The following is a 26,937-nucleotide window of genomic DNA, read 5'->3' as shown; positions in this document are numbered from 1 at the left end:
ACAACCCATTGATATTGGAGATAAAGATGGATCAAGATCTTCTTGATGAGCAACACAGTCTGTTAGGGACACTATCGGCAATCAGAAGCCATTGTGGTAGTGGTCATTTTGATATCCCCTATCTGGTGAATGAGCTGCAAAAATTCACCACCTCTCTATCAGAGTACTTCTCCGTAGAGACTGACCACATTAAATCAACCATCAGCCAACCCGATTGCCCTGCTGAAACAGTCGCTTATGGAAAAAAACTATTCGCAGATGCTGACCAGATCACAGACAGGCTTGGAAAGTTTGTACGTGACCACTGGGGTAGCACCAAAGGCAAAGAGATACCGTTTAACGATTTTCAGATTGAGATGATTGATATCCTCAACGAGGCTGAAGAGAGGCTAAATGGTAAAAAAGGGGAAGATACACCCTTCTTTCACCTACAAAATCCCCACTTCTAGCACTACATCAACCATTCACACAGATGCACCGGTTCGCTTGGAGAAGTGAACCGGTGCGGTGCCTGCTCCCTCTTCATACTAATGTAGGAATAATAATCGGAGATCACAACAGACACTTAAGACTATAGTTGATTACTGATTCTACTGAATTGACCTGGATCAATTTTTCTACCTATGGTTAGTTAGGGAGCCTCTGAAAAAGTTTTTTCAGAATTTTCACAAGGATTCAAACACCATAAAAAAACCCCGGTAGCATTTAAGCTACCGGGGTTTTTCACAACACGAAGGTCAGATCTAGATGATATTACGTGGTGCGAAGGACATGGAGCGGAACTCCTTCTTGTACTTCGACTCACCAATCTTCTTGACCCTGGCCACACCCATCTTGTAGTTGTAGTTACCACTGATCTGATCGACCACGCGGTTCTGCAACGCATTGTTGGGCTGGCGCATATCCAGCATATTGCCGTACATCATTCCCTTCTTCAGGTGGGGAGCGATTACTGCAACGGCTGTGACTGCGGCCTTGGTTAGCTTGAGATGACCATTCTTCATCATCTCAGAGAACTGGAAGTCATTGCCATGAACACCGAGGATGGTGTCCTTGGACTCGACCACACGATCAGAGTAGAGCATGACCTGATCACCAGACTCGATTCCACGAGCCTTGGCATCATCAGGATGGATCTCTACCCAGTTCTCAGGCCAACGCTGTGTCACGTAAGGACGACGCTCAACATCATCAAATCCAGACTGCCAGATCTCGTTGATACGACCATTCGAGAACCAGAGCTCGTCCCCCTTGGGAGAGAGCCAATCATGGAAGTCTGCAAACAGTTTCCATGGATGCTTCTGGATATTGACCTTACCGGTCTGAGAGTTGAAGTGCGTCATCTTCTTGTTGGTCATGTTGGCACCCTGGGTGACACCCATACGCTCCATATCTGCTTCAGTCAGTGTAGTGTCATGGAGACGCTTGGTTCCATGCAGTTCACCGGTGTTGTAGTTATAGACTGTTGGTCCCTGGATACCAGTAGTACCAAACTCACGCATCTTCTCATGGAAGGTTTTACCCTCACGATGTGCCGCGACCTTGATCATATGGTATGCCTTACGGTTACCACGGCTGGAGCGTGTAGACTCCTCCGCAACCTCATTGGCGCTCTTCCAGTCGAAGCCTTCGTAGCCCATACGGCTCGCCATTCCACCAATAATCCACCAGTCTGGCATTGCCTGTCCTGGGGCATCGTAGAACTTGTTGTAGATACGAAGACGACGCTCACCGTTTGATCTGGTGAAGTCAGACTCACCCCAGGTTGCAGCCGGGAAGACCACATCCGCGAAACGGGCACCGATTGGATCACGTAGATAGATATCCTGATTGATCACAACCATACCACCAGAATCAGCACGCTTCTTCAGGGTCTCGATGATATCACCCTTATCATAGGATTTAACCTGATTAGGGTTGGCAAGTACCAGCTCATGGAACTTGTGGTAGAGGCTCTGAGAACCGGTCATTGCCTGAATCCAGGTAGTACCGATTACGTGTGCAAAGCGGGTGTGACCGGAGATCAGGTAACGATCGGTGTCGAGTGAACGACGACGACGACCTGGACGCTTCTCTGGAGACTTGTTACGAGGATAGCTACCGCCACCTGCACCACCACGCTGGTGACCACCGAAGCGACCAACAACCTGTCCTGGACGTCCGCCGGCACCACAGATGGTTGCCAGTGAAGATACAGCATTGGTGTTACCGGTATTGTTGGACCAGTAGTAGCCCTTCTCGATACCGAAGGAGGCCTTGGTTCCAGCGCCCTTGTTGGTGAGCCACTCAGCAGCCTTGATGATATCTGCAGCAGGAACATCACAGATCTTCGCGGCATTCTCTACCTTGTACTCATCCTTGGACTGAACCCACTTGCTGTAGCCTTTATAGCCACCCTTGAGCTGGAACATGCCCCAGGTTGTACGCCACTGCCATGGGGTATTACGGGTTCCCTGACCGAAGCCGGAAGAGGTCTCCCACTTGCTGTTGACCCAGTTGTTTACCCAATCCTTGTCCTCCCATCCGTTCTCACAGATGACACGGGCAATTGCACCCATAAGCACCGTATCGGTACCAAGTGTCAGCTGGAAGTGGATAGTCTGATCAGGACCCTTGCTGTTTGCATAGGCGATACCGGCAGTCTCACGAGGATTCAGCCAGATGGTCTTCATGCCACGCTCAATCGCAGGTTTGATGAACTGCGTATAGATAATGGTCTTGGTCTCATACGGATCTGTACCATGGATCTGCAGTACATCTGCATCTCCCCAGTCATCATATGATGGGCCAAAGTTATCGAAACCGGCATCACGGAAACCTGGTGTAGAGGTTACGTCAGATGGGGTATCGTGGAAGGTGAAGGATGCAGTATTTACATTACGACGTGCATACTTCTTGATCGCATAGGTGTTCTCAAGATACTGGTAGGAGAATGTCTTCACCGAGTAGGCGTTAGCGCCATGGTTCTTGATGACATACTTACCAACCTCAGCAGCAATATCGAGAGCGAAGTCCCAACTAACTGGCTGAAGGGTACCGTTGATACGTACCATAGGATTGGTGAGACGATCACGGGTAGGGGTCTTTGGATTGTAGCACTTGGCTGCAAGCAGACCACCACGCATGGAGGAGTCACCGGTTTTGTTAACCGCTTGAGTGTCCTTATCAGGGACAACGATCACGTTATGTGGACGACCACCGTGCATAACAACATTATGCTGTGCAGGGGCTACCCAGTTTTGAAGGGCGCTGGTTGGGAAGTCCTGACCGAATGCATTTGCATCAGCAGTTGGACCACCATCACCAGAGCCGACAGGCCAGCGATAGACTTTATAGCCACAGGCAACAATACAGTAGTCACAGGCTGTAGTCAGGACTTCCGCATGCTTGGGTGGCAATGGTGCGGAGTCTTCTGGCAGATAATAATTTGTAGACATATCTTTTTCTCCTTAAGATTCCATCAGGTTCTGGTTACGGCCGTAAATCAGCCCCATCATGCCAACTGCGTAGATATCATCTCCATCCAGCTCCAGGAGGACCTGTGGCAGACTCTCATAAGCCTGACCAGAGACAATGATTCCATGGCGAGTCACATCGTAGGTAGATAGATGCAGTGGGCATGAACCCATAACTCTATGCTCATCTACCGCAGTGTAACGTCCCAGCAGTGGGCCACCCTGATGTGTACAGAGCGCACTGAATGCAACCAGGTCACGTCCAGCACCGACTCCACCACCACATTTAACGCCAGTCTTCACCATGGTAGCCATGGAGTTCTTGCCATTATCTGGATAGTTGATCATTACTGGAACGTTATCCTTCATCTCACTCAGCTTACCAACCAGTTTGCGAGGATAACCAACCACTCGTGCCTTGGTCTGTACAGCCTTGGCTGTTCCTGGGAACAGGGTAAGAGAGACAGTGCTCGCAGTGGCTGCAGTAGCACCACTGTACATCAGGAACTGACGGCGGTTGAGCATGCACTTGCCGTGCTCACCAGCAGTCTGGTCCTCTCTTTTCTTTGTCACTTCTGTTTTAGTGCTCATTATTTCTTCTCCATCATCAGCTCTGCCTTGGTAAACAGAGGTGCATAACCAGGCATCTTGGGACGCTCAATCTCAATCTCATCACCAGAGAATGCCTCCAGGAACGCAACCAGATCTTCTTTCTCTTCATCACTCAGACCAAGAGGCTTGATAAGATCACTCTTGTTTTTGGAGTAGTCATTATGGCCACCGCCCTCATTATAGAAGTCAACAACATCTTCCAGTGTCATGAGTGTGCCGTTATGCATATACGGTGCGGTATACATAGTGTAGCGCAGTGATGGAACCCGGAATTTACCCTTGTCCCAGCTATTCTTACCACGGAAGTAGAAGCCTGGATCGCCCTTGGAGTTGCGATACATCTCCTCGTTTGAACCCTTGGCATACATCTCATAACGATAAGTTATCTGTGCCAGACCATCGGTCTTCCAACGCTCTAGAGTAGGCACACCAATATTGTAGAAGTCAAAATCCGTAGCCATTGGGCCATTATGACACTCAATACAGTTTGCCTTGCCGTTAAACAGAGCCATACCGCGCTTCTGCTCTTCGCTCAGTGCGCTGTCATCACCATTGAAGTAGTTATCAATTGGTGCATCACGCTGAACCAGCTCAGCACGCTCAAAAGCAGCAATCGCACGGAATGCATTTCTGTATAGAGGCATTTCGTCGCCGAAGACCTCATTGAAACGTTTTCTGTACTCTGGCATCAGAGCAAGACGGGCCTCAACAATATCGAACTCCGCATTACCTGCTACTGCACCGCCTGCCGCAGACTTGGCCTGTGCCTCTAGTGAGGATACAGAACCTGCCCAGAAGAGACGTGGGTAGTAGGCTGAGTTAACCGCAGTCTGGCTGTTACGCCAGTGAACAGTACCTGGGTATCCACGAGAGATATCCTCGGCCCATGCCCAACCCTGATCCGGCTCATGACATGCAGAGCAAGGAGTTGAGGTATCACCACCGATTGCTGGCTCAAAAAACAACATCTTGCCCAGCTCTACCTTTGCAGGAGTGATGGGGTTATCTGGAGGAACCGGTACTGGACCAAGTGCCGCCAGAGATGGGTTGATTGAGGCGCCAGCCGGCTTAAGGCCAGGTGCTACTATAGGTGTTCCACTATCCATGGAGGCAACAACTGTTGGAGCAGCTGCAGTCTCGGTGGCAACAGAACCCGCCTGTGAGGTACATCCAACCATCAATGTTGTAGTCATTACGACAGCAACAGCGATTGGGTTTCTGTTTTTCTTTTCAAACATAATTAACTCTCCTGATCGCTTATTTGATTGGTGCACGTGTACGGTTATCGACCTGTCTCCAGTTCTCGATAACCTCATACTCTGCAGGGAATGGCTTGGACCATACAAACTCTGGACCAGTCAGTGCGTCGCCTGATAGTGCCTCAAGATAGGCCACCAGATCAGCTTTCTCACCGTCAGTCAAACGTAGTGGCTTAAGCAGAGAGCTCTTGTTGCTATCCTGACCACCACCCTGATTGTAGAACTCAACCACATCATCAAGCGTGCCCATCATGCCGTTATGCATATATGGAGCACTGTACTTGAGACCACGTAACTGCGGGGTCATGAACATGCCGCGGTCAGAACCGTCAGCCTCATGAGTCTGTACTGCCGCACCAATATCACGTTTGGTATTGAAAATATTCTCAACCCCCATACCAATTCCGTAGGCTAGGTATGCCTGATGGTTCATTGGATCAAGGAAGACATCCAGATTCTCAGGAACACCTGTGTTGTGACGACCACCATCTGAGTAGAGGGCACCAGTATGACACTGGTTACATCCACCCTTGCCGTCAAAGATTGCTCCGCCACGTTTTGCTGCATCACTCATAGTCCCATTGTCCACTGGCGCATTGCGTGTGGTCAGAGTCTTCATGAAGATAGGGAGCATTTTACGAATACTGCCATTTGATGGCTCATTCATACCTGCAGCCTTGTAGAGTGCCAGGTATTCTGAATCCTGTTTGACACGTTCCTGCATCATCCGCATGTCCATATTCATGATGTAGTCCTCTGTGAGCATCTCACGAGTAACATCATTGAGGTTGGTACCGAGGCGGCCATCATGCATCCATGTCTTCTTATGTGCCGTATTCACCAGTGATGGTGCGTTGCGGAAATGGCCGTTACCTGGGTATCCAGGTGAAAGCGCATCCTTACTACCAAAACCGTGATCTGGACTGTGACAATCCGCACATGCTATACCCGCATCACCCGATAGGCGGCGGTCAAAGAAGAGTCGTTTACCGAGCTCAGCCTTCGCAGCATTCACATCGATCTTGGCAACTGGTCCATGAGACCCTGCTGCAACCGCTGTGGATACCCCGACACTCAGGCTCAGGGCAATCGTTGCTGCGATTGCACCTTGCACTGTTTTCAGTCGTTCTCCCATATTGTTTCTCCGTTGTATGGTTTAACAAAAAAATATTCGCCAAAACTGCTGACGAACCTATAAAAAACCTGGTTCTTTGGGCAATAACCCCCGCCCAATCTATTTATAACCACTAAGTATTAAGCATTTTCTGTGCCAGAAAATATAATATTTTACTTATATCAGTGTTTTCAGTTAGTTATTATTTATTTGCCCAATTATTAGCGCCAGCTTATATAGCAAAAAGTGAACACATTATTCACTTTATCTGTAACTATGGTGAACTACTTAAACGAATCGTTCAACTGACCACTCAAACAGAACGTTACATTCAAAAAAATACCCTCGCCGACAGTGCCGGGAGGGTAAATCAAGGGCAATCAATTAACTATCACTGCAGAGAAGACTACTTGGAGGCTGTCCGAGAATAGAGAGCCTACTTGGCACCTCTACGCTGGGTTCTTACCAAAATAAGGCCGGCAAGGAAGATGGCAAAGGCAACACCCCCAGGAACCCCATAGAGTCGCTGCTCATCAATCTCTGGTGGCAGCACCAACCAGGTCCATGTGGTGAGGGTATGTCTGGCACCCTTCTCGCCATTACTGCCATCCCAGTTGGCAAAGGAGATGGGGAGGAATCTGCCCTCAACAAAGTTGAGATCACCAGTTTTGCCATCCCTGCCTCCACCATTGCGTGAACGCTTCATCAGTACCTGCCAGCGACCATCTTTCCATCTACCTTCGGTCAAGAGAGAGGTATCACCAATTCGTGGCTCGATCTTCTTGTCTGGGCCAGAGGCATCCAGCAACATCCCGGAATCGGCAACAGCCGGCTCTACACTACCAGCATTCCAGTACCACATGGTTGTGTGGTGTCTGCCATCACCGTGGCGGTATAACGGCTTAACCACTACCGGTGAGGTCTCAAATCCATCCTCCTTGGGGAACTGAACCGCAACCGCATCCGAGAACAGCTCCAGATCCTCATCCTGAATTCCCTCCGAGGTCTCTTCACCGGGACGACTATCAGTACGGTCATCAAACTCCAGCAGCAGGGCGATCTCCTTTTTGTTGTAGAGGGCACGCACAGTAATTGCATCATTAAGCGGGGTGAAGAGACGCTCTTCCTTGATGATATTAGGAACCATCATCAGAGTTGTAGGCTCAGCCCCTTCCCAACCGGCATCATCCATACTATCAGGGAGAGCCCCAGCTACCTTGGCTGCACGAATCACATTATTATCACCCAGCTGGGTAGTGGTTTCGCGCAGGCTGTATACATAATTGGCAATATGCCAACGATCCTCCAGACTTACCGGATCTTTATTCCCCTCTTCTGTAGCTCGGTGAGCTGGCATTGGAGTTCCTGGTATGCCGATAGATAGTCGACTATAGATATTGCGCACAGTCTGATCTCGGCTCTCTTCCGGAGTCTTGCCAGCAGTATAGTTGGTGGCGCGCCAAGTCCATGGCTTGGTCAGATCTCGTGGCCAGATACGATTACCCCAGTCATCCGCTAGCTGTTTACCGGACATGATATTGCCTCGTCCAGTATCACCGTGACACTCTGTACATGACTTTTCGAAGGCAGCCTTGCCCTTCTCTATTGACTCCGGGGTGTATGCAATCTGTCCCTCTTCCGGTTCACGCTCGGTAATTACCTGGAAATCATCCTTCAGATAACGGCCGCTATCCTCATCATAATCTTCATCATCCGCCTCTTCTGGCGGCCATGCTGCGGCAATATCAAACGACTTGATTACCGGTATCAGACTACTGATCTGCTCATCGCTAAGCAGGGTTCCCCAACCTGGCATTCCCGTACCATCCAGTCCAAACTTGATGGTATGGAAAAGATCTTCATCCCTTGGCAGGATTGTTCCTGGAGAGCTTTTGTATTTAAACATCGACAAGGAGAAATCACGTGGCTTGGGGTACATCAACTCTGCAGCAACACCATCACCCATGCCCTCCTCACCGTGACAGACCATACAGCGGAACTGGTAGAGTTCATCTCCCCCCATCCCTTTGCGGGCCTCGAGAATAGAGTCTCTGATTCCTGTAGCTGCCTCAGAATCTTCCAGATTCCAGATTCTTGGAACCTGCTCGTTGTAGTCGAAGATAAACATCAGCACATTCCAGATATCATCCTCACTCAACATTTCGTGCCAGACCGGCATTGCAGAGTTCCATGGAGTTCCCTCCTTGGGCAGACCTGGACCACCTGTTGCCGCACGCCAGAAGAGGAAGGCCTCCTGCTGTTGTGGAATTACAGTTGGATCCTGAAAATTGATGGGTTGAGGGTTAAACCCTTCCGCATAGTGGCCCTTGCCATCCAGCAGATCACCGTGACAGAAGAAGCAGTTGCCATAGTAGACATCACGGCCCGCATTGACTGACTCGTTATAGATCTCCATGGCTCCCTCACGCTCACCACTCTTCCACTGGGTCAGCACCTCGGTACGGATCGGGCTCTCCAGACTGTTTAGATCAAAATTCTTGCCCCAGATCTTGACGGTTGATGGAGGGGCAGGATGAACCTGGCGCAGCTCCACAGGAGAGTCCAGTGATGGTTTGACCAACCCATAGGTTGTGTAACCAACCACTGCAGGGATTGCAAGCAGGAAGAGCCAACGGGTAACCGTCAAACGGAAACCACCGCCTCGCAGAACATTCTGAATGGGACTTAAAAATTCTGCCCAGCGCTCATCATCAAAAGAGAAGTAGAGTAGCACCCCTATCACGGTAATCAGCATAAACTGAACCACCAGTGACTTTGGCATCAATGGAGGAAAGGCATTGGTAAATATCAGGTAGGCCGCAATAGTTACAATAATTGCCTGCCAGAATGCCGAAATTCCAAATCGTTTCATGGGGGGTCTACTCCAAATCTCTAATAGCTATTTTGGTAAAAAAATATCAGCCAACTTATTTTGACTGCTCAACCATGTAGTCCACCACAGCCTTTAGCGCATCATCACTCAAAGCGGTTCCACCACGCGGCATCATCAGTGGGTTTGTTGGAGAGCCATTGATTGCGGTTGCATAGAGTGCATCCATACCCTTGGCGATGCGTGGCGCCCAGGCAGCCTTATCACCCATGCCAGGAGCGCCTACTGCAGCTGCAGTTGCAGGGCTGTGACAGGCAAAACAGCCGGCGGCAAAATCACCGGCGGCATCGGCCATTACAGACTGGCTTGAAGCCATTACTACAGTTGCCACAACACTAATCATTACCTTGTTCATTATTAATTCCTTACATTGATAAAAAGTTAAAAAAATCGCAGCATCCGCTGCCATTGAAATCTCGACTACTGCCCCTGCAGCAATTCAACAATCATCGACAACTCCTTGACTGTCATCTTGTCACCAAAATCAGCCGGCATAAGTCCTTGGGCAAATCCATCTGCAATAACTGCATTTGGATCAACAATACTCTGTTGAATAACCAGAACATTTTGTCTGCTGCCTAGCCCAGTCAGGTCCGGACCAAGATCGCCTCCTGAACCGTTAATAACATGACAGGCCGCACAACCATATTTTCCTACCGCCTCTTCACCAGTTGCTGCCGGGGCAGGTGCTCCGCCGCCTGTGACAGCAGATTCATCGACCACTGGAGCCTCTGTAGGCAGCTCCACCGTAACCTCACCACCATCCTTGGCCTGCATAAAGGCGATGACCGCATCCATCTCTATCGCTGAAAGGTTAATGGGGGCCTTATTCACAGCGGGCATAGGTGATTCCGTATCATTACTGCCCTTCTTTCCAAAGCTCGCCACCACATAGATCGAGGGGTCTACCATTGACTCCATAAAGTAACTGGCCGAATCAGTAGATTTTCCTTGATAGCGCTCATCTTTTAACCGCTCAGCGGCAGTCTCCACCATATTCAATGCCAGAATATCAGGCGCGCGCCCAAGATTATTATGACAGAGGGTACAGGTCCCCTTCCCCTTGAATAACTCTTCTCCCATCGAGACAAAGCCATCCATGGTGAGCGCACCGAGATCCACCTTCTTGTCCACCGGCGCCTCGCCCTCAACCTGTGGAAGAATGTTGGCAACAAAGGTAAAGAGCAACACCAGCCCCACACTAAATGCCAATATCTTTGGAAGTACCTGGTTACTCTGACTCATCCCTCTGCTCCTTTTTCACCATTGGCAGCTTGGGGTGCAATCTGTTTCTGCCCACTAAGGTTGGCAATCCAGAACACGAATAACAGGAAGACAATAAACAGTACCGTAACCAGAGTAACCATATTTCCCGCATAACCAATTGCAGGAATATAGTTATCTGGTGAGTTATCTTTCATCACCGTATAGACATGCCAATGGGTCTTGACCGAAGAGCGTACATATCCCATCAATCCCATCAACCAGGTAAAGGCAACCGGTAGGGCGAAGAGTGCATACTGTGAACGGTTGGAGACTTTTCCCCAAACTGCAGGAAATTTCACTTTGGCATTTTTATACATGATGCCATCCAGCATTACCCCAATGATAATCACCATCAAGGTAGATACCACCTGGGTCACACTGGATCCGACCTTGTATACCGTATTAGTGAAATATCCATAATAGACACCTGCAAAGATAATATTCACAATCGCCACAATATAGATGGCTGTCATCAGTGCATTTCCAACTGGCGCCCAAGAGACGGTTGCCACTTTATCGGATCGACGGTAGAGCTGGAAGGAGAGAAAGGTCATAATCAACATCAGATTGACCGCAATATTTTTCGCCGGCATGATCCCCAGTGGCCCAAGAATATGGTGGTGACTTCCACCCAAGGCGGAGATCTCGCTTGCCGTTAGCAGCAAGGTGTGAGGGGTCATCCAGATCAGAAAGCAGACCACAAGCGTTCCAGCAATCCACTTAATAAACCCCTGATAGCGTTTGGAGCCCTCGGTACGAGACATCCCTGACCATAGATAGTAGTTGGCTGCCAACAAGATGGTTCCAATCAATACCGCCTGTACAATAAAGAGCCACGCAAGAATACCACCCATGGCGGTAATTCCCATCTGCTGAGAGTATGCATAGACCTCTGCCATCAACCAATAGCCCGCAAAGGGGAGGGGTAAAAAGGCGAGGATCGCAATAAAGTTAGAGGTATATCCCATCCAGTCATAGTGTGCTTTCTGCTCCTGCGTTTTTGCTGCAAGAAACTTAAACCCGGCATAGGCCCCTACTACGGCTCCACCAAAGGCGACATTGGCGATGAATCGATGCAGATTGATTGGGTTCCACAGCGGCCCCTTCATAACCTCCCAGATATTCCCCACCACTGCACCCACATCACTCACCCCGGATGGGGCCATCATGAAGGTGGACCAGGAGTTAGCCATAAACATCAGAGTCAGCCCTACCCCATTGAGCATCATCCCCAAAGAGAGGTGGATCCACTTTTTGTTACCATAACGGAGTACATTCCAGCCATAGTAGTAGATATAGAGGAAGAAGCTCTCAAGGAAAAAGAGCACCGCATAGACCAACATCTGTGCCCCGAACACCTCCATCATGTAGCTCATAAAGGTTGGATAGAGCAGGAAGAGGGCAATCGCCAGGGTTCCACCAAACAGCGCAGTAATGGAGTAGGCGGTGATACTGATCTTCATGAACTCATGGGCCATATCATCATAGCGCTCATCACCGGTTTTGAAACCCATAAACTCAATACCGACCACAAACATCGGTACCGCCAACACCAGCGCCCCAAAGAAGAGGTGCATCTGTGCGATAACCCACACAACCGCCCGACTACTGACCCCTATATTTGGATAATCGCCACGATTTGGCTGAGGAGCTGAAGCCAGTTGCGCCCCCTCCTCTACTACAGCATCAGAGGCGAGAGCCTCATTGAGTAGTGAAGGTGAACCGAAATCACCCCCAAACATCCCTGCCACAATGACAGAGAAGAGCAATACCCAGAAAAATAGTCTTTGTTTCATTGGATTTTTATTCCTTCTACTGCGCCGGCGACATGTCGAGATTCAGAGGAAGCCCCTGCATTCCCATGATGAGATGATCCATTCCATAGAACAGAAAAAATGCCACAAAAAGGGCAACTACAAATGCAATTCCAGTTTTCATCAGTTTACCTGCTAAATGATTATGAGCGCTTTGGTGTTTGAAAAGTCAGTGGTGTAATACCACACCACCTGAATAGATCAGAAGCCACCAGAAGAAGAGAAGAACACCGCCTGTTACCGCCAGAAACAGCTTCGGCCCCCATGTCACCTCTTCACTATCCTGCTTAACACTTTCTCTGTTCTCGTTCTCTTCTGTCATAGCCAACCCTTGGTTTAATGCCAATATCCGCCAACTACTTGCATTTTATATGCCATAAATAAAAATTTTATAAATATATTTTATTTTACAGTCTGTTACATATGAATGTGAACGTTTTGTTCAGTTTTAAGTTTATAAAAAATAGACCATAATGTTCACAAACTGAACGTTTTGTTCAATAATCTATGGAACGATTCTTCCAATTGAACATATCGTTCAATTTACCTGGTAGTATATAAATATCCAGATAATCAACCCATTGATTATCAATAAGATAAAGTATTTGGCACACCTTATGCATACTGTTACTGAATTCTAAAGATAATTTTTATATAGAGAGCCTAATACCATGAGCCTGAATAAAACAATTGATGCATTAACCCACCTGCTAGAGACCGGTGACGAAGCTGATCGCTGTTATGTAACTCAGGCTCTGGGGAAACTTTGTGCCCCATCAGCTACAAATAGTGTATCCAAAAAAGTTCTGCCATTCCTTAGAGACAAGGATATTGATGTATGTGTTGATGCAGCATCCACACTCGGAAAACTTGGTGGCGAGGGGGTCGCTGCTTCACTAATTGAGTCTCTTGAGAAAGATCCTGATGGCGAGGTAAAAACTGCCGTTGCCAAGGCCCTGGGGGAACTCGGCGACCAATCCGCAGTACCTGAGCTGATGCGCGTTATGGAGAATCGTGATGATGAGATAGGTTACATCGAGGATGGATGGGATCTCTGGTGGGATGTTCAGCTCGCTGCGGTTAAATCACTCGGCAAGCTAAAGGCCAATGACGCTGTACCTGCACTGGAACGACTGCTCAACAGCATTGAAGGTGAAGATATAGAGCCAGAGATTCTGCGATCCATGGCCGCTATTGGTAGTGAAGAGAGCATCAAAACCCTGGAAAAGATCCTGAATGAAGGGGATGTTCGTAAACAGCGCCGTGCGGCTACCGCTCTGGGACGGTCAAATTCTGCAGAGGCAGTCAAGATTCTTGGTAGAGCACTAAGCTCCAAACACACTGATGTCCGCGTACATGCAATTAAGGCCCTGGAGGAGCAGGATGCGAAGAGATACCTGCCGGCCATTATGCTGTTACTAAAGAACCCAAGTGACGAAGTGCGCAGTGCAGCAGCACATGCTGCGACCACATTGGGAGAGATGAAAAACCCAACCCAGGAGACTGTAGACCTGTTTACTGGTCTTCTTGACGATGAGAGCGCCCTGGTACGTGCAACCTCACTCAATACCCTGGCAAATCTGCGCAGAGAGGTATTGAGAGAGAAGCTTGGTGGTGAAGTCATTGATCGCATAATTGAATTAATCGGTGATGCTGACATTGAATCTTCTACTGCAGCGACCAAGCTCTTCTCAAAACTGAACACCAGTGATGCAGAAGAGAAACTGGTCACTCTGCTTGCTGATGACAGTAACGAAATCGCTATTCGTAGACAGGCCGCACTTAGCCTGTCACTAATGGACCAGATAACAGATTCAGGAGTTGATGCACTCACCAATGCACTAAGCGATCCTGAACAGCCTGTTCGTCTGGCCGCCCTGATCTCTCTTATGGATTGTGAGGATAAATATGTAGCAGCATCTGACAGTGATGACAGTGAAAATCATCCGCGCCCCATTGAGATCATCCTCTCGGCACTCCATGGCGAGATTGACCTGACTCGTGAGGAAGAGGAGGAGGAGCAGAAGGAGGTGGTTGCCCAGTCTCAGGAGGTTCAGTTCAACAAGAGTGTTGATCTGGAGAACAACACTGAAAATGGTACGGAAGAAGATACCGTGAGCGAAGAACCTGCGTTGCCAGACTTTCCTGAATCACCAACCCTGGAGGGTGAAAGCCGCGATAGTGTCTCAACACTCGATGCCATTGCAATGGATAATGTTGAGGCAGCCCTTTTGCTGGATGAGGAGGAGGCCCCAGCTGAAGAGGAGTTTGATGAAGAGACCAAGGAGTATCTTGGCATCCTGGAGGATAACGAGGAGGCGACAGTTCGCCGTGAACGCAGGTTCAAGAACAAGGACATACATACTGATGTGCGTCGCATGGCGGCAACCATTCTGGGGCGTCAACAAAGTAATCTGGCAATAAATGAGCTAAATCTTGCGCTTAGTGATGATGACCATGAGATTCGTAGATTGGCTGCCGAGGCCCTGGCGGAGATTGCTGCTGGCAATCCGGCCAACCCAAAACTGCTTGATACACAGGGAACACTTATATCTCAGGTCCATTTTGGTGACCCCGACATTCGCATGGCTGCCATCCGCGCCCTTGGAGCAATGGAAAACCGGGCTGCCATACCAACCCTGATTGAATGTTTGGATGATGATGATACCGTTGTACGAATGGAGTCGGTGCGTGCTCTTGCCACCATTGCCTCAAGCAAACTTGACTCTGTAGAAGAGGCTCACATGGTGACCAACGAGGTTGCCAACAGTGAAATCTTGCAGAAAATCAGTGAGAAACTGGAAGATGACCAACCCTCAGTCAGAAAATATGCGGCTGATGCAATAACCTCGCTGTTAAGTAGTGGCACAGAAAGCCCCCAAGAGAGCAAAGAATTTATTCTAAAGATACTGGACGCAGGTTTTGCTGGTGCCGGTGAACAGGCAAGACATATGGGAAGAGCACTTAGAATTCTCGACCCTGTAATCGGTGCAAACCATCTGCTACCCTTGCTGGAGTCCATGCAGAGCAGTGCGGAGCGCAGATTTGTGATCGAGATGCTGGAGGAGATATACCAAACCAGCCAGGAACCCGACCATCTTCAGGCCGCATAAAGTAACTATTTTTTCATTAACTATTTTGTTTTATTTAACCCAGGAGTCAAATTGACATGAAAACATCAAAACGTCTACTTAAGACACTCTCTGCTGTAGCAATCACTGCTGCTGCATTCACCCCACTCAGCTCAGAGGCTGGCTACAAGGTGGTTGATGTCGCTAATGGCGGCACCATCACCGGAACCGTAACCCTGAAGAAGGCTGCACCAAAGTCTGCCCACAAGGTTTATGACATAAAGAAGGACAATGCCGTATGTGGCAATGACCAGCGCATCATCGATTACGTTCAGACCAACGGCAAGGCACTGCTCAATGCAGTTGTCTATCTGACTAAGGTAAAATCAGGCAAGGCGTGGGGAGACACTCCTGCTGAGATCAATGTAGATCAGAAAGGATGCGAATTCACCCCATTCCTCTCTATCATGCAAAATGGCGGCAAGATGACTGCTATCAACTCTGATCCTGTTCTTCACAATCTTCACACCTATGAGCTGATGACCGGTACCGTCAAAGGGCCTAAAAAGACCGTTGCAAATGTGAGCCAGCCTGACCAGGGCAGCAAGGTGACCAAGACTGTAAAGCTGAAAAAAGGTTATGCCATGAAGGTTGAGTGTGATGCTCATGACTTTATGCACGGTTTCGTCTTTGTGGCCAAGAGCCCATACTACGCTGTGGTAGATGGCAACGGAAAGTACACTATCGACAACGTACCTCCTGGCAAATACAAGGTCAGGGCCTTCAATGGCTTCCTCAAGCCAGGAAAAGGCAAGGCTACTGTTAAGGGTGGCGATACTGTAACTGTTGATATCAAGATGAAGTAATGAGACGTCTGCTTCCAGAGAAACTCACCCTGTTTGACCGTATGGTACTTACAGGTGGAGCTATCAACATGGTTGTTGTCTGCACCATTATCATTTGGTACATGGTGATCTAGGAACAACCAACAAATCTGTAACATCATCCCCCTCTATTGGGGGATGATCGTTTAGGGTCTTTACAAAACCGCATTATTAGTGTGCTTTTGCAAGTATTCATAAACAAGAGAGAGGGGCCACAAGAGGCCGTAAAAAGAGGTTATATAACATGCAAAATGAAAATGTAGTAAAAATGGAGCAACCAACCAAGCCAGATCCTCTTCCAACCTACCAGGGGATACTGCTTGCTGTTGACTCTTCGGACCACTCCAACCGCGGCACTACCGAGGCCTTTCAAATGGCTGCGCACTGGGGGGCAAAAATTACGGGCACGCATGTCTATGCTGCCAAACTACATGACATCCGTTTCCGCCAGATGGAGGGAGGTCTGCCGGAGCAGTTTCGTGAGGAGCTGGAGCTGGAGCGTCAACGAGATGTCCACGATGACTTGATCACCAAGGGCCTCTCCATTATTACCGACTCTTATCTGGACCAGGCCGAGGAGCTTGCTGCGGAAAACGAGATTGCATTTGATCGCCGTCCACTTGAGGGGAAAAACTATCGTGAACTGACCCGCGAAACCAATAGTGGGAGGTATGACCTGCTGGTTATGGGGGCACTGGGGCTGGGCGCAATTCGTGGCAGTCGCCTGGGAACAGTAACCGACCGCGTTGCTCGGCGCTCGGAGATTGATGTTCTGGTAATCAAGGAGCCAGAGATAAATCTTGAGCGTGGCCCCATTGTGGTTGCCATTGACGGTTCTGACAGAGCCTATGGTGGATTACTGACGGCTTTCTCCCTGGCAAAAGAGTGGAGCTGCAAGGTTAAGGTGATCTCCGCCTTTGACCCCTACTACCACTACGTAGCATTTAACCGGATTGCAGGAGTTCTTTCCGAGGAGGCAGGCAAGGTATTCAAGTTCAAGGAGCAGGAGAAGCTCCACGAGGAGATCATCGACTCCGGTCTGGCCAAGATTTATCAGGGGCATCTGGATGTGGCAGAATCTATTGCCCGAGATTATGGGGTTGAGATTGAGACCACCCTGCTTGATGGCAAGGCGCACGATGCAGTTGAACGCTATGTCGCCAACGCCCGCCCCTCCCTGCTGGTTATCGGAAAGCTGGGGATTCATGCCGATGATGAGCTCGATATTGGTGGCAACAGTGAGATATTACTGCGCAATGTCGAGTGTGCGGTACTACTGAGCCAGCGCACCTACCGCCCAGAGATTGATGTGGTGGCGGAGACCACCACCTCATGGACAAATGAGGCTGAATCCAGAATGGATAAGGTCCCCTCCTTTGTTCGCAATATGGCCAGAATGGCGATCCTCCGTTATGCACAGGAGCGTGGCCATACCGTCATTACCGAACGAATTGTTGAAGAGGCCACCGCCCAGTTGATGCCGAACCATGCAGAGCAGGCGATGGGAGAGATTGTAGATGCCTACGAGGCAGGCGAACTCAAACGTAAACCGGAAGAAGCTGGAGTCGTCACCGACAAGATCATGCGCTGGGACAGCGATGCCTCTCAGTTACTCATGACGATTGAGGATCTGGCACTGCGCGGCAACCTCAGTATGCGTGCAGAGAAAAAGGCACGTGGAGAGCGCTCCAATCGGGTCAAGATTGAGCATATCCGGCCATTCATCGGCCAAGAAGAGGCTACTGCTACCTCATCCACACTGACATGGGGTGCTGCTGCACTCGCGCGCCTATCCCGTGTTCCCGAGGGGTTCATGCGCGACTCCAGCAGGGATCGCATTGAATCATATGCCCGCGACAACCAGTTGCAAGAGATCACACTGGAAGTCGTCGAAGCGGGATTGGAACAAGCGCGCGAGGCAATGACCGAGGCCATGCAAGAACAATCCTCTACCCCTCCACAGCCAGCAGAGAAAAAAGCGAGCCTCTGCCCCTTTGCCAATCTCGCACAACGCACCTCCCTTCACTGGAGCCCTGAGGCCGAGGCCCGCATGGAACGTATTCCTGAAGGGTTTATGCGCGACCTGACTAAACAGCGAGTCGAGCAGTTTGCAAAAAAACATCGCACCGAAGAGATTACCGAGGCGCTGGTTGAGGAGAAATATAGCGAGTGGGCGGCAGGATCGAAAGAGAAGCAGTCCACCATGGTGTGGGACCCTGCAGCCCGCGCACGGATCAAAAAGATTCCAGACTTTGTCCAGGGCATGGTCGTTCTGGAGGTAGAGCGATGCGCACGGGAGTTGGGGCTCGAGCAGGTGACTCATGCCGCCGTCGACAAGGCCAGTGACGCCTGGGAGATGGGCAGCGGATTCCACTCCGAATCCAATCCGGATCAGTATAAATGAACTGCCACAGCGCCTCGCGCAAAGACGCAAAGCCGCTAAGAAAAGCGTTCAATGGTATTCAATTCAGAATGCCCATTGGCAACGAATTACTACCTACAATCTACTCAGTGATGCAGTACATCTATAGAGCTAAAAAAATCACCCACACAATCAATCACGCACATCCTGCAGAAAAGACGATGAAAGAACCTTTGCCTCTTTGCGTCTTTGCGCGAGGCGCTGTTGCTTTTCCATAATGAACGATCTCTTCCTTCTTGCCATCAACCTGACGCGTCGCTGCAATCTCAACTGCAGCCACTGCTATCTTGATGCAGAGACACTGCAACAAGGGGGCGATGGTGAGTTGAGCACTGAAGAGGTGATCCAGCTACTGGATCAGATTGCCGCCCGCAGTACCGATACCATGGTGGTTCTGACTGGAGGAGAGCCACTGCTACGAAAAGATCTGGAGGCGTTGGTTGCCCATGGATCTCAACTAGGCCTCTCCATCGTCATCGGCACCAATGGCGTTCTGCTAAATGAGAAGCGGGTTAAATCACTCAAGGCGGCTGGCGCAATGGGTGCAGGCATCAGCGTTGACTCTCTTGATCCGGGATTTCATGATCAGTTCCGCGGCTGCCCTGGGAGCTGGGAGAAGACTCTGGCTGGAATGGACGCCTGCCGCAAACACGAACTCCCTTTTCAGGTTCACTTCTCCATCACTGAAGGCAATGCCGAAGAGCTGGAGGGGATGGTCGACTTCACCAAATCCGTTGGTGCCCACCTGCTCAACATCTTTTTCCTCGTCTGCACCGGGCGTGGCGAGAAGATGTCCGACATCACCCCACAACGCTATGAAGCGGCCCTTAACCAGATCATTGCGGCACAACAGAAGCACCCCGACCTAATGATCCGCGCCCGCTGTGCCCCCCACTACAAACGAATCGCCTATCAGAACGATCCCAACAGCCCCGTCACGCGGGCCGAAGGGTACGAGGGTGGTGGCTGTATTGCTGGAACCCACTATTGTCGCATCACCCCGGAGGGTGGTGTTACTGCCTGTCCATATATCCCTGATGAGGAGGGCAATATCCGTCAGCAGAGCTTCCTCTCGATCTGGGATGAGTCAGAGACCTTTGAACAGCTAAGAAATCCAGCCCTCAAGGGAAAGTGTGGAGAGTGCGAATACCAGATACTCTGTGGCGGTTGTCGTGCCCGTCCCAAGGCGCTGGGAGCTGATCTGATGGATACCGATCCATGGTGCTCCTACCAGCCACAGAATGGGAAGATAATCCAGCCTCTCAACTCTACAGAGCAAGAGGATGTAGCCTGGAGTGCGGAGGCTGAAAAACGGCTCGGCCGGGTTCCAGGATTTCTTCGCAAGATGGTCAAGAAGCGTGCCGAGCAACATGTACTGGAACAGGGACTCTCCGAGGTTACCTCAGAGGTGCTGACCGAGCTCTCCAGCAAAAGATTCGGCGCCAACATGCCGAAGCGTCCAGGGCATAAAGATGACAATAATAACGGGGAAATTCACCTTGTCTGGACTGCCGAGGCACAGCAACGGCTCGATGAGACCCCATCCTTCCTGCGTGAAGGGGTACGTGCGGTGGCGGAAGATGTAGCCCAAACCGAGGGGCGACTGGAGGTCAATACCAAACTACTGGATCGACTGGAGGCTGAGGATGAGCCTGGTCGCAGGCTCAACTGGGAGGATGAGGCCGATAATCTGCTTGATGATTTCCTCTCTAACAGGGAGCCACAGGTTGTGATGTTCGTTAAGCCGACACTGGAGACAGCTGCAGAGATGGCGGCAAAGCAGCGCAACTCGATAACTGTAACTGCTGGCGATATCCAGATTATTATTGATACCCAGATTGCCGGAGTTGAGTGGGATCTTGTTGCCCTGAAAAGGGTTGAGGGTGCACCAGAATTTGTTCGTGCCGGAATCAAGAAAGCGGCTGAATTCAATGCGCGTCGGGAAGGGCTGTCCATCATCACTCCTGATGACCTTACCCGTTTTCGTAATCGGGCAATGATGAAGGCGGTACGCAGACTTCGTGGCTTTGGCATGGATGAGCTGAATTTTGATGCTTGGGAGATTGCCAAAAAACGGGTGCCACGCCTGAAAGACAACCCCCAGGCCGAGAAACGTTTTGGAGAAATTCGTACCCACGTTGAGAGCCATCAAGGTGAGAATGGTGAGGGCCTGGGTATTCTGGATCGTGAGATGCTCGACAAGATGAAGGCAGAGCTAAAGAGACCACGAACCTCCAAAAAAGAGGGGGCCAAACAGTGACCAAAAAGGTATTGATTGTTGGTGGCGGTATCTCCGGACTTTCAACTGCATGGTGGTTGAGCCAGGCCGGGATGGAGGTGGAGATCTGGGAGCGTGACAAACGACCCGGAGGAAAGATAAAGACCACCGAGCATGATGGGTACACAATGGAGCAGGCTGCAGCCCTGCTGCTGAACTTCCGTCCCGAGGTTGCTGAGCTGATAGCAAAGAGCGGGCTTGAGAAACTAAAGAGCAGTCGCACCCAACTTGCAGAGCAGAATCGATACCTGTTAAGCAACGGGAAACTCAACTCCATCTCCATGAATATGCAGAGCGTCCTCTTCTCTAAAAGCTGGAGCATGAGAGGACGGCTGAGAATGCTGGCTGAGCCATTTATTCCTCGTGGTGGCAGTGAGAATGAGACGGTTAGCGAGTTTATTACACGCCGTTTTGGTAGAGAGCTTCTGGAAAAGGCGATGGACCCATTTGTCTCCGGAACCCTGGCCTCCGATCCAGATCTGGCCAATGCCGAGGCAACACTTGGAAGACTGACTGCTCTGGAAAAGAGATATGGTAGCCTGACAGCAGGCGCCATGATTCACAAATTCAATCGAAAAAAGAGTGGATGCATTACCGAGACTTTCTCCTTTAAGGGAGGCATGTCTACCCTGGTTGAACAGTTGGCACGACAGTCGGGGATCACCTTCCGTACCAATCTTGAGGCAACAGCAATTGAAAGAGCACCTGGATCAACCAACAACAGCCCGAAATGGCGTCTGTTTGGCCATGACAGGTCATCCCCACAATCCATAGAGATTGAACAGGATGCTCACCATATAATTTTCAGCACCCCGGCAGCAGTAACTGCAACTCTGCTAAGCTCGATATCCCCTGAGGCAAGTCGACTTCTGGACGGGATTGAATATGCCCCCCTCACAGTACTGCACACAGGCTTTGACCGTGGTCAGATTGACCACTCTCTGGATGGTACCGGCTTCCTTACTCCGAAATCCGAGAACACACCATTCAATGGCAATATCTGGATGAGCAGCCTTTTCAACAATCGCGCCCCCGAGGGCAAGATTCTGCTAACCACATATCTGGGCGGTGCACGTCACCCGGAGATCCAGCAATGGAAGAGTGAGGAGATTGTAGAGAGAACTGTTTCTGCTCTTAAACCAATTTTGGGAATTAACGGGGCTCCAGAGATGGTGACACTACACCGCCACCAGGACGCACTACCTCTATACCATGGCAGATATGCTGCACGAGTGAAGCAGATAAAATCGAATATATCATCCTCCCCTGGTATCCATATTGCTGCCAACTACATTGGAGGAGTCTCAGTACGTGACCGTATCGCCCAGGGGCAAATTTTATCAGCGGAGATTCTCAAACAAGAGAACATCTCTCCATCTACTGCATCAGTATCAACCATTCGCTCAATTTGGAGACCATCCGACCACTCGGTGCTTCATACATCATGAGTAATCAGGAAAACATGTATACGGATGCCTTCCCAATTGGAAAGATTTTTCCTTTTGTTGTTGTGGTTGTAGTGCTGATGCTATCTGTCTCTTCAGCTATTGAGTGGTATGCCGATGAGGTATCACTCCCACGCTACTGTGAAAATCCTGAAGAGGCACTACGTTATCTGAAGGCCAATCTACAGGATGAACGTCCAGCTGGAGATGGGGCGCGAAGACCTTATCTGATTGCTGCAAAATTGATTTTTCTGGTCCCCAGAGACGGGGGTGAATCCCTAGACGATTATCTGGATCGTGTTGAACTGGAGATAAGGAGTCGTTGCGGATGACGCTACACCACTACACTCCATCACTGTTAAAGAAGAGCCGCCTGTTAATGCTCTTCCTTTTACCCATGATAGTTGTCCTGTTTGTGGCTGCCACTATCCATTTCTACTCTGATTATGAGGTGCGTGGTAACGCAATCAAGCGAGCTGAAGAGCTAAATATTCACCTTGCCGAGGAGATGATTACAAAAGATATATCGAAGATTGTCTCTGACCTGCTCTTCCTTGCAGAACAGATGGATAACATCATGTTTGTAGACAAGACAGAAATGGCTCAAAAGAAGAGCGACATCAACCAGCTGTTTCTGAGTTTTGCCAACAACAACGGAATATATGATCAGATCCGTTATATAGACGATTCCGGCAATGAGCTTTGCCGAATAAACTACAGTAACAAGGGTGGAATCTCGGTTGCAGATTCAGAGTTGCAAAACAAGTCTGACAGATACTACATCAAAGAGGGGCTCGAACTTCTTGATGGTGAGGTCTACCTGTCTCCTATGGACCTTAATATTGAGAATAACAGCCTGGAGACCCCATACAAACCTGTTATCAGATTTGTCACCCCTATTTACTCATCTTCTGGTGAGCGTCGGGGGATGATCGTACTCAACTATCTTGGTATCGATCTCGTCAACAACTTCAGAAGTGCTGTGGCCTCTATTACGGACAGGGTGCATCTGGTTAACAGTGACGGATACTGGCTAAGCCATAATAATCCGGAAAAAGAGTGGGGATTCATGCTGGGCAATCCTGACAATATTTTCAGTAGTGAGTTTAAAAGTGAATGGAGCCATATTAGTGGCACAAAATCCGGGCAGTTCATTACAGCAAACGGCCTCTTCTCGCATATAACTGTAAACCCTCTCAGGGTTGCCCAGATAAGAGCAGGAACAACTGACCATATAATCAGCACAGATCAGCTAAATAGATATAACTGGAAAGTTATCTCTTACCTGCCAACATCCAACCTTGAGTCCACGCCACTTGGTTTTCTGCAGAAAAACAGATTGCTCTATATAGCAATTCTCTTCTTTATCTCACTACTGTCATTGCTACTCACCAACAACATCATACGCAGAGAGGAACATGAGCTACAGCGGGCAAATGAGCTGCGCTTCCGAGACACTCTTGAAGAGATACATCTTGCCGCACTCACCATTGATCTGGATGGCAACATCCTGTTCTGCAACAACTACCTGCTACACCTGCTCAGAAAACGTCGCAGTGATGTGATCGGAAAAAACTGGTTTGATAATTTTGTTCCTGATGGTGACAGTATAAACGGGATAAAACAGATTCTTGATGGAGAAGATGGCTTGCAGGGGTCAACTTACCATGAGTCTCATATTATTGATTTTCGTGGCAAGAATAGACTGATTGCATGGACTTCAACAACCACTATTAATGATGCAAACCAGATAGAGAGCATCACCTGTATTGGACAGGACATTACTGAGCAGCACCAAACTCGTGAAGAGCTTACCAAGCTGGCGCGTGCTGCTGAACAGAGCCCTGCTGTAATCCTGATTACAGACAGAACTGGCAGAATTGAGTACGTCAATCCAAAATTCACCGAACTCACCGGCTATCTGCCACAAGAGGTAATAGGAAAAAACCCTCGCATCCTGAAATCAGGAGACACCTCTCCAGAAGAGTACAGAGATCTGTGGCAGACAATCAGTAGTGGAAAAGAGTGGCGCGGCATCCTTCATAATAGAAAGAAGAGCGGTGAACTATATTGGGAGTCCGCCCTTATGTCACCAATTCGCAACGAAGATGGTGAGATAACTCACTTCCTCTCCGTTAAGGAAGATATCACTGCACAAAAAGATCTTGAAGAGGAGATTCGGAAACGAAAAGATGAGTTAGCACAAGCCAAGACTCTTGCTGTAGTTGGACGCATGGCCAGCATGGTTGCTCATGATCTGCGCAACCCTCTCTCATCCATCAAAATGGGGCTACAGATTCTCAGCAAAAAAGAGGGCGGAAACGCTGAAGATAGAGAGTTGCATGAAATTGGGCTACAACAGATTCGTTACATGGAGAGTATTCTGGACGGGCTACTCGCATATTCCCGACCAGATGAACTGGATCTCTCCTGGAGCAGCCTTGATAAATTAACCGAGACCGCAATCAATGCCATTCAAAAACAGATCATTGAAAACAGCATTGACGTAATCACCCACTATCCAGCCGGCCTACCCACAATACAGGTCGACAAAACCAAGATGCGTCGTGTATTAACCAACCTGCTAAGCAATGCAATCCATGCGATTACCGAAGCAGCCCCAGACAGACCAAAAATAATCATCAATGCACGCATGGATCTGCATGATGATGGCTCAATCATCCAGCTAGAGATCTGCGACAATGGCACAGGGATAGATGAATCAAACAGAGACGAAATCTTTGAGCCTTTTGTCACCAGCCGATCAAAGGGGACAGGACTTGGGCTGGCTATCGTTAAACGAGTTATTGAACAACACAATGGAACCATATCCATGGAGAGCAATAATGGGGTTGGCACTTGTGTAGTTATTACGCTTCCGGTTACCCACATGAAACATAATATTCCAGATACTGAAGCAGACAGAGCACCGACAACATTCATTAAAACCAAAAAACTTGATGATACGGCTGAAACCACAAGCAAGTCATGACAATTGTCCTTCCGCATATAGATTATTTAGAGAGAGCTGAATTATGGCAAATATATTAATTGTCGATGACGATGAGGCAAGCTGCAGAACCCTTAAACTCCATTTTGGTGCGCAGGGGCACAGTGTTACAACCAGCCACAGTGTTGATAAAGGAATCGCATCCGGATCAGCCCTGCCTCTCCCCCCTGAAATCATTATTCTCGATATTAAGATGCCGGGGAAAACCGGACTGGAGGGGCTACCAGAATTTGTTACTACTTTCCCCAAGGCACACATAATCATGATTACTGCATTTCATGATATGGAGAGCACTATTCAGGCAATGCAGAATGGTGCTGATGACTATATTCATAAACCAATTGATATCGATGAACTTGATCAGTCGATAGCCCGCCTGCTGGCACAAGATGGTCCTACTGAGCAGATGGTTGAACCTGCATCCACATCAAGTAGCCGCTCAACCATGGTTGGCCACAGCAATGTGATGCGAGAGGTTTTCAAGACCATCGGTATGGTGGCACAGAGCCCAGCCACAGTTCTTATTACCGGAGAGAGTGGCACAGGAAAAGAGCTGGTAGCCAATGCTATTCATAACTCTGGAAAGCTTGCAGACGGTCCATTTGTGGCCGTAAATTGTGCTGCCGTTGTCGAAACCCTGCTGGAATCAGATCTTTTTGGTCATGAAAAAGGCTCATTCACCGGCGCCACATCCAAACAACTTGGCAAATTTGAGCTTGCCTCGGGAGGAACCATATTTCTTGATGAAATTGGAGAGCTCTCACCAAACATGCAGGCAAAATTACTGCGTGTACTACAAGAGAAGGAGTTCACTCCAGTTGGTGGCAAGTATCCAATCACCAACAATGCACGTGTTATAGCTGCTACCAATATAGATTTTGATGAGCGGGTTAAAAATGGTGAGTTCCGTGCCGATCTATTCTATCGACTCCAGGTAGTAACTATCCATATTCCACCACTTCGTGAACGCAAGGATGATCTGCTGGATCTGGTACGTAGCCTGCTGGATCGTATCAACAGTGAACTGGGAAGAAATGTAAGCCAGATAAGCATGGAGGTTATCAACTGTTTTCAGCAGTATGATTGGCCCGGGAATATTCGTGAACTGGAAAACCTGCTAACCAAGCTTGTTGCACTATCTCCAGGAGACTCCATAACCCCAGATCTGATACCTGAAAATCTCTGTAGCGGCGCTCTTGCAAGCGACCTTCCGAATCAATCTCTGAACTCAACCCTGCAACGGGCAGAAACAGTCAGTGACCAGGTCAATCGATCTCTGCAAGAGGTTGAGCGAGAACATGTACTGCGCGTTCTGGATGCCACAGGATGGCATAAGGGAAGGGCCTGTGAAATTCTGGGGGTATCTCGCCCACGCCTGAGAAGGCTGATTAGCCAGTATGACATGGAGCCTTAGAGG

Annotated in this window: 19 protein-coding genes; 9 read left to right on the top strand and 10 right to left on the bottom strand. The window is 49.2% G+C overall.

The window, feature by feature from the left end; genetic code table 11:
• Positions 1–449, top strand: a 449-nt coding sequence (locus tag AC3ZFK_RS03005; RefSeq protein ID WP_487506336.1) for a hypothetical protein, incomplete at its 5' end; no start/stop codon positions are given.
• Between the two features lie 294 nt (positions 450–743).
• Here the strand turns inward: AC3ZFK_RS03005 and AC3ZFK_RS03000 are convergent.
• The 10 genes from AC3ZFK_RS03000 to AC3ZFK_RS02955 all read right to left on the bottom strand — a co-directional run bounded on the left by AC3ZFK_RS03000 (position 744) and on the right by AC3ZFK_RS02955 (position 12,732).
• Positions 744–3,437, bottom strand: coding sequence for an arsenate reductase (azurin) large subunit (locus AC3ZFK_RS03000; protein ID WP_487506335.1), 2,694 nt, complete (start codon positions 3,435–3,437; stop codon positions 744–746).
• Between the two features lie 12 nt (positions 3,438–3,449).
• A complete protein-coding gene (locus tag AC3ZFK_RS02995) occupies positions 3,450–4,046 on the bottom strand; it encodes an arsenate reductase (azurin) small subunit (RefSeq protein ID WP_487506334.1) in 597 nt (198 codons plus the stop codon).
• A complete protein-coding gene (locus AC3ZFK_RS02990) occupies positions 4,046–5,305 on the bottom strand; it encodes a cytochrome-c peroxidase (protein ID WP_487506333.1) in 1,260 nt (419 codons plus the stop codon). The genes AC3ZFK_RS02995 and AC3ZFK_RS02990 overlap by 1 nt, the downstream gene beginning before the upstream one ends.
• 19 nt (positions 5,306–5,324) lie before the next feature.
• Positions 5,325–6,461 (bottom strand): cytochrome-c peroxidase, encoded by a 1,137-nt coding sequence (locus tag AC3ZFK_RS02985; RefSeq protein ID WP_487506332.1) that lies wholly within the window; start codon positions 6,459–6,461, stop codon positions 5,325–5,327.
• Positions 6,462–6,876: 415 nt separating this feature from the next.
• Complete coding sequence (locus AC3ZFK_RS02980) at positions 6,877–9,312, bottom strand: c-type cytochrome (RefSeq protein WP_487506331.1); 2,436 nt, start codon at positions 9,310–9,312, stop codon at positions 6,877–6,879.
• A 55-nt stretch (positions 9,313–9,367) separates the two neighbouring features.
• On the bottom strand, positions 9,368–9,685 hold the full coding sequence (locus AC3ZFK_RS02975) for a c-type cytochrome (RefSeq protein ID WP_487506330.1): 318 nt from the start codon (positions 9,683–9,685) through the stop codon (positions 9,368–9,370).
• A gap of 65 nt (positions 9,686–9,750) precedes the next feature.
• Positions 9,751–10,575 carry a c-type cytochrome gene (locus tag AC3ZFK_RS02970; RefSeq protein ID WP_487506329.1) on the bottom strand — a complete coding sequence of 275 codons (825 nt, stop codon included), beginning with the start codon at positions 10,573–10,575 and terminating at the stop codon, positions 9,751–9,753.
• A complete protein-coding gene (locus AC3ZFK_RS02965; protein WP_487506328.1) occupies positions 10,572–12,392 on the bottom strand; it encodes a cytochrome ubiquinol oxidase subunit I in 1,821 nt (606 codons plus the stop codon). The genes AC3ZFK_RS02970 and AC3ZFK_RS02965 overlap by 4 nt, the downstream gene beginning before the upstream one ends.
• 16 nt (positions 12,393–12,408) lie before the next feature.
• Positions 12,409–12,534 (bottom strand): hypothetical protein, encoded by a 126-nt coding sequence (locus AC3ZFK_RS02960; protein ID WP_487506327.1) that lies wholly within the window; start codon positions 12,532–12,534, stop codon positions 12,409–12,411.
• A 45-nt stretch (positions 12,535–12,579) separates the two neighbouring features.
• The gene (locus tag AC3ZFK_RS02955) at positions 12,580–12,732 is read right to left on the bottom strand and encodes a hypothetical protein (protein ID WP_487506326.1); all 153 of its coding nucleotides are present in this window, start codon (positions 12,730–12,732) and stop codon (positions 12,580–12,582) included.
• 349 nt (positions 12,733–13,081) lie between these two features.
• Here AC3ZFK_RS02955 and AC3ZFK_RS02950 point away from each other — a divergent pair, with 349 nt between their 5' ends.
• From AC3ZFK_RS02950 to AC3ZFK_RS02915, 8 genes are all read left to right on the top strand, one after another.
• On the top strand, positions 13,082–15,523 hold the full coding sequence (locus tag AC3ZFK_RS02950; protein ID WP_487506325.1) for a HEAT repeat domain-containing protein: 2,442 nt from the start codon (positions 13,082–13,084) through the stop codon (positions 15,521–15,523).
• Between the two features lie 56 nt (positions 15,524–15,579).
• Positions 15,580–16,347: a carboxypeptidase regulatory-like domain-containing protein gene (locus AC3ZFK_RS02945; protein ID WP_487506324.1), complete on the top strand. Its 768-nt coding sequence runs from the start codon at positions 15,580–15,582 to the stop codon at positions 16,345–16,347.
• A gap of 262 nt (positions 16,348–16,609) precedes the next feature.
• On the top strand, positions 16,610–18,769 hold the full coding sequence (locus AC3ZFK_RS02940; RefSeq protein ID WP_487506323.1) for a universal stress protein: 2,160 nt from the start codon (positions 16,610–16,612) through the stop codon (positions 18,767–18,769).
• Between the two features lie 235 nt (positions 18,770–19,004).
• A complete protein-coding gene (locus tag AC3ZFK_RS02935; protein WP_487506322.1) occupies positions 19,005–21,047 on the top strand; it encodes a radical SAM protein in 2,043 nt (680 codons plus the stop codon).
• A complete protein-coding gene (gene hemG / locus AC3ZFK_RS02930; RefSeq protein ID WP_487506321.1) occupies positions 21,044–22,513 on the top strand; it encodes a protoporphyrinogen oxidase in 1,470 nt (489 codons plus the stop codon). Before AC3ZFK_RS02935 ends, hemG begins: the two co-directional genes overlap by 4 nt.
• The gene (locus AC3ZFK_RS02925) at positions 22,510–22,842 is read left to right on the top strand and encodes a hypothetical protein (RefSeq protein ID WP_487506320.1); all 333 of its coding nucleotides are present in this window, start codon (positions 22,510–22,512) and stop codon (positions 22,840–22,842) included. The genes hemG and AC3ZFK_RS02925 overlap by 4 nt, the downstream gene beginning before the upstream one ends.
• A complete protein-coding gene (locus AC3ZFK_RS02920) occupies positions 22,839–25,502 on the top strand; it encodes a PAS domain S-box protein (protein ID WP_487506319.1) in 2,664 nt (887 codons plus the stop codon). Before AC3ZFK_RS02925 ends, AC3ZFK_RS02920 begins: the two co-directional genes overlap by 4 nt.
• Before the next feature lie 43 nt (positions 25,503–25,545).
• Positions 25,546–26,934, top strand: coding sequence for a sigma-54-dependent transcriptional regulator (locus AC3ZFK_RS02915; RefSeq protein ID WP_487506318.1), 1,389 nt, complete (start codon positions 25,546–25,548; stop codon positions 26,932–26,934).
• The last annotated feature ends 3 nt before the right edge of the window (positions 26,935–26,937 follow it).

Source organism: Candidatus Thiopontia autotrophica (assembly GCF_982804495.1).
This window is presented reverse-complemented; position numbering and strand designations above follow the sequence as displayed.

Coding starts and splice junctions, on each gene's coding strand:
- AC3ZFK_RS02920 (WP_487506319.1), top strand. CDS start 22,839: ATGACGCTACACCACTACACTCCATCACTGTTAAAGAAGAGCCGCCTG.
- AC3ZFK_RS02955 (WP_487506326.1), bottom strand. CDS start 12,732: ATGACAGAAGAGAACGAGAACAGAGAAAGTGTTAAGCAGGATAGTGAA.
- AC3ZFK_RS02960 (WP_487506327.1), bottom strand. CDS start 12,534: ATGAAAACTGGAATTGCATTTGTAGTTGCCCTTTTTGTGGCATTTTTT.
- AC3ZFK_RS02975 (WP_487506330.1), bottom strand. CDS start 9,685: ATGAACAAGGTAATGATTAGTGTTGTGGCAACTGTAGTAATGGCTTCA.
- AC3ZFK_RS03000 (WP_487506335.1), bottom strand. CDS start 3,437: ATGTCTACAAATTATTATCTGCCAGAAGACTCCGCACCATTGCCACCC.
- AC3ZFK_RS02950 (WP_487506325.1), top strand. CDS start 13,082: ATGAGCCTGAATAAAACAATTGATGCATTAACCCACCTGCTAGAGACC.
- AC3ZFK_RS02995 (WP_487506334.1), bottom strand. CDS start 4,046: ATGAGCACTAAAACAGAAGTGACAAAGAAAAGAGAGGACCAGACTGCT.
- AC3ZFK_RS02980 (WP_487506331.1), bottom strand. CDS start 9,312: ATGAAACGATTTGGAATTTCGGCATTCTGGCAGGCAATTATTGTAACT.
- AC3ZFK_RS02915 (WP_487506318.1), top strand. CDS start 25,546: ATGGCAAATATATTAATTGTCGATGACGATGAGGCAAGCTGCAGAACC.
- AC3ZFK_RS02925 (WP_487506320.1), top strand. CDS start 22,510: ATGAGTAATCAGGAAAACATGTATACGGATGCCTTCCCAATTGGAAAG.
- AC3ZFK_RS02940 (WP_487506323.1), top strand. CDS start 16,610: ATGCAAAATGAAAATGTAGTAAAAATGGAGCAACCAACCAAGCCAGAT.
- AC3ZFK_RS02970 (WP_487506329.1), bottom strand. CDS start 10,575: ATGAGTCAGAGTAACCAGGTACTTCCAAAGATATTGGCATTTAGTGTG.
- AC3ZFK_RS02945 (WP_487506324.1), top strand. CDS start 15,580: ATGAAAACATCAAAACGTCTACTTAAGACACTCTCTGCTGTAGCAATC.
- AC3ZFK_RS02985 (WP_487506332.1), bottom strand. CDS start 6,461: ATGGGAGAACGACTGAAAACAGTGCAAGGTGCAATCGCAGCAACGATT.
- AC3ZFK_RS02935 (WP_487506322.1), top strand. CDS start 19,005: ATGAACGATCTCTTCCTTCTTGCCATCAACCTGACGCGTCGCTGCAAT.
- AC3ZFK_RS02990 (WP_487506333.1), bottom strand. CDS start 5,305: ATGTTTGAAAAGAAAAACAGAAACCCAATCGCTGTTGCTGTCGTAATG.
- AC3ZFK_RS02965 (WP_487506328.1), bottom strand. CDS start 12,392: ATGAAACAAAGACTATTTTTCTGGGTATTGCTCTTCTCTGTCATTGTG.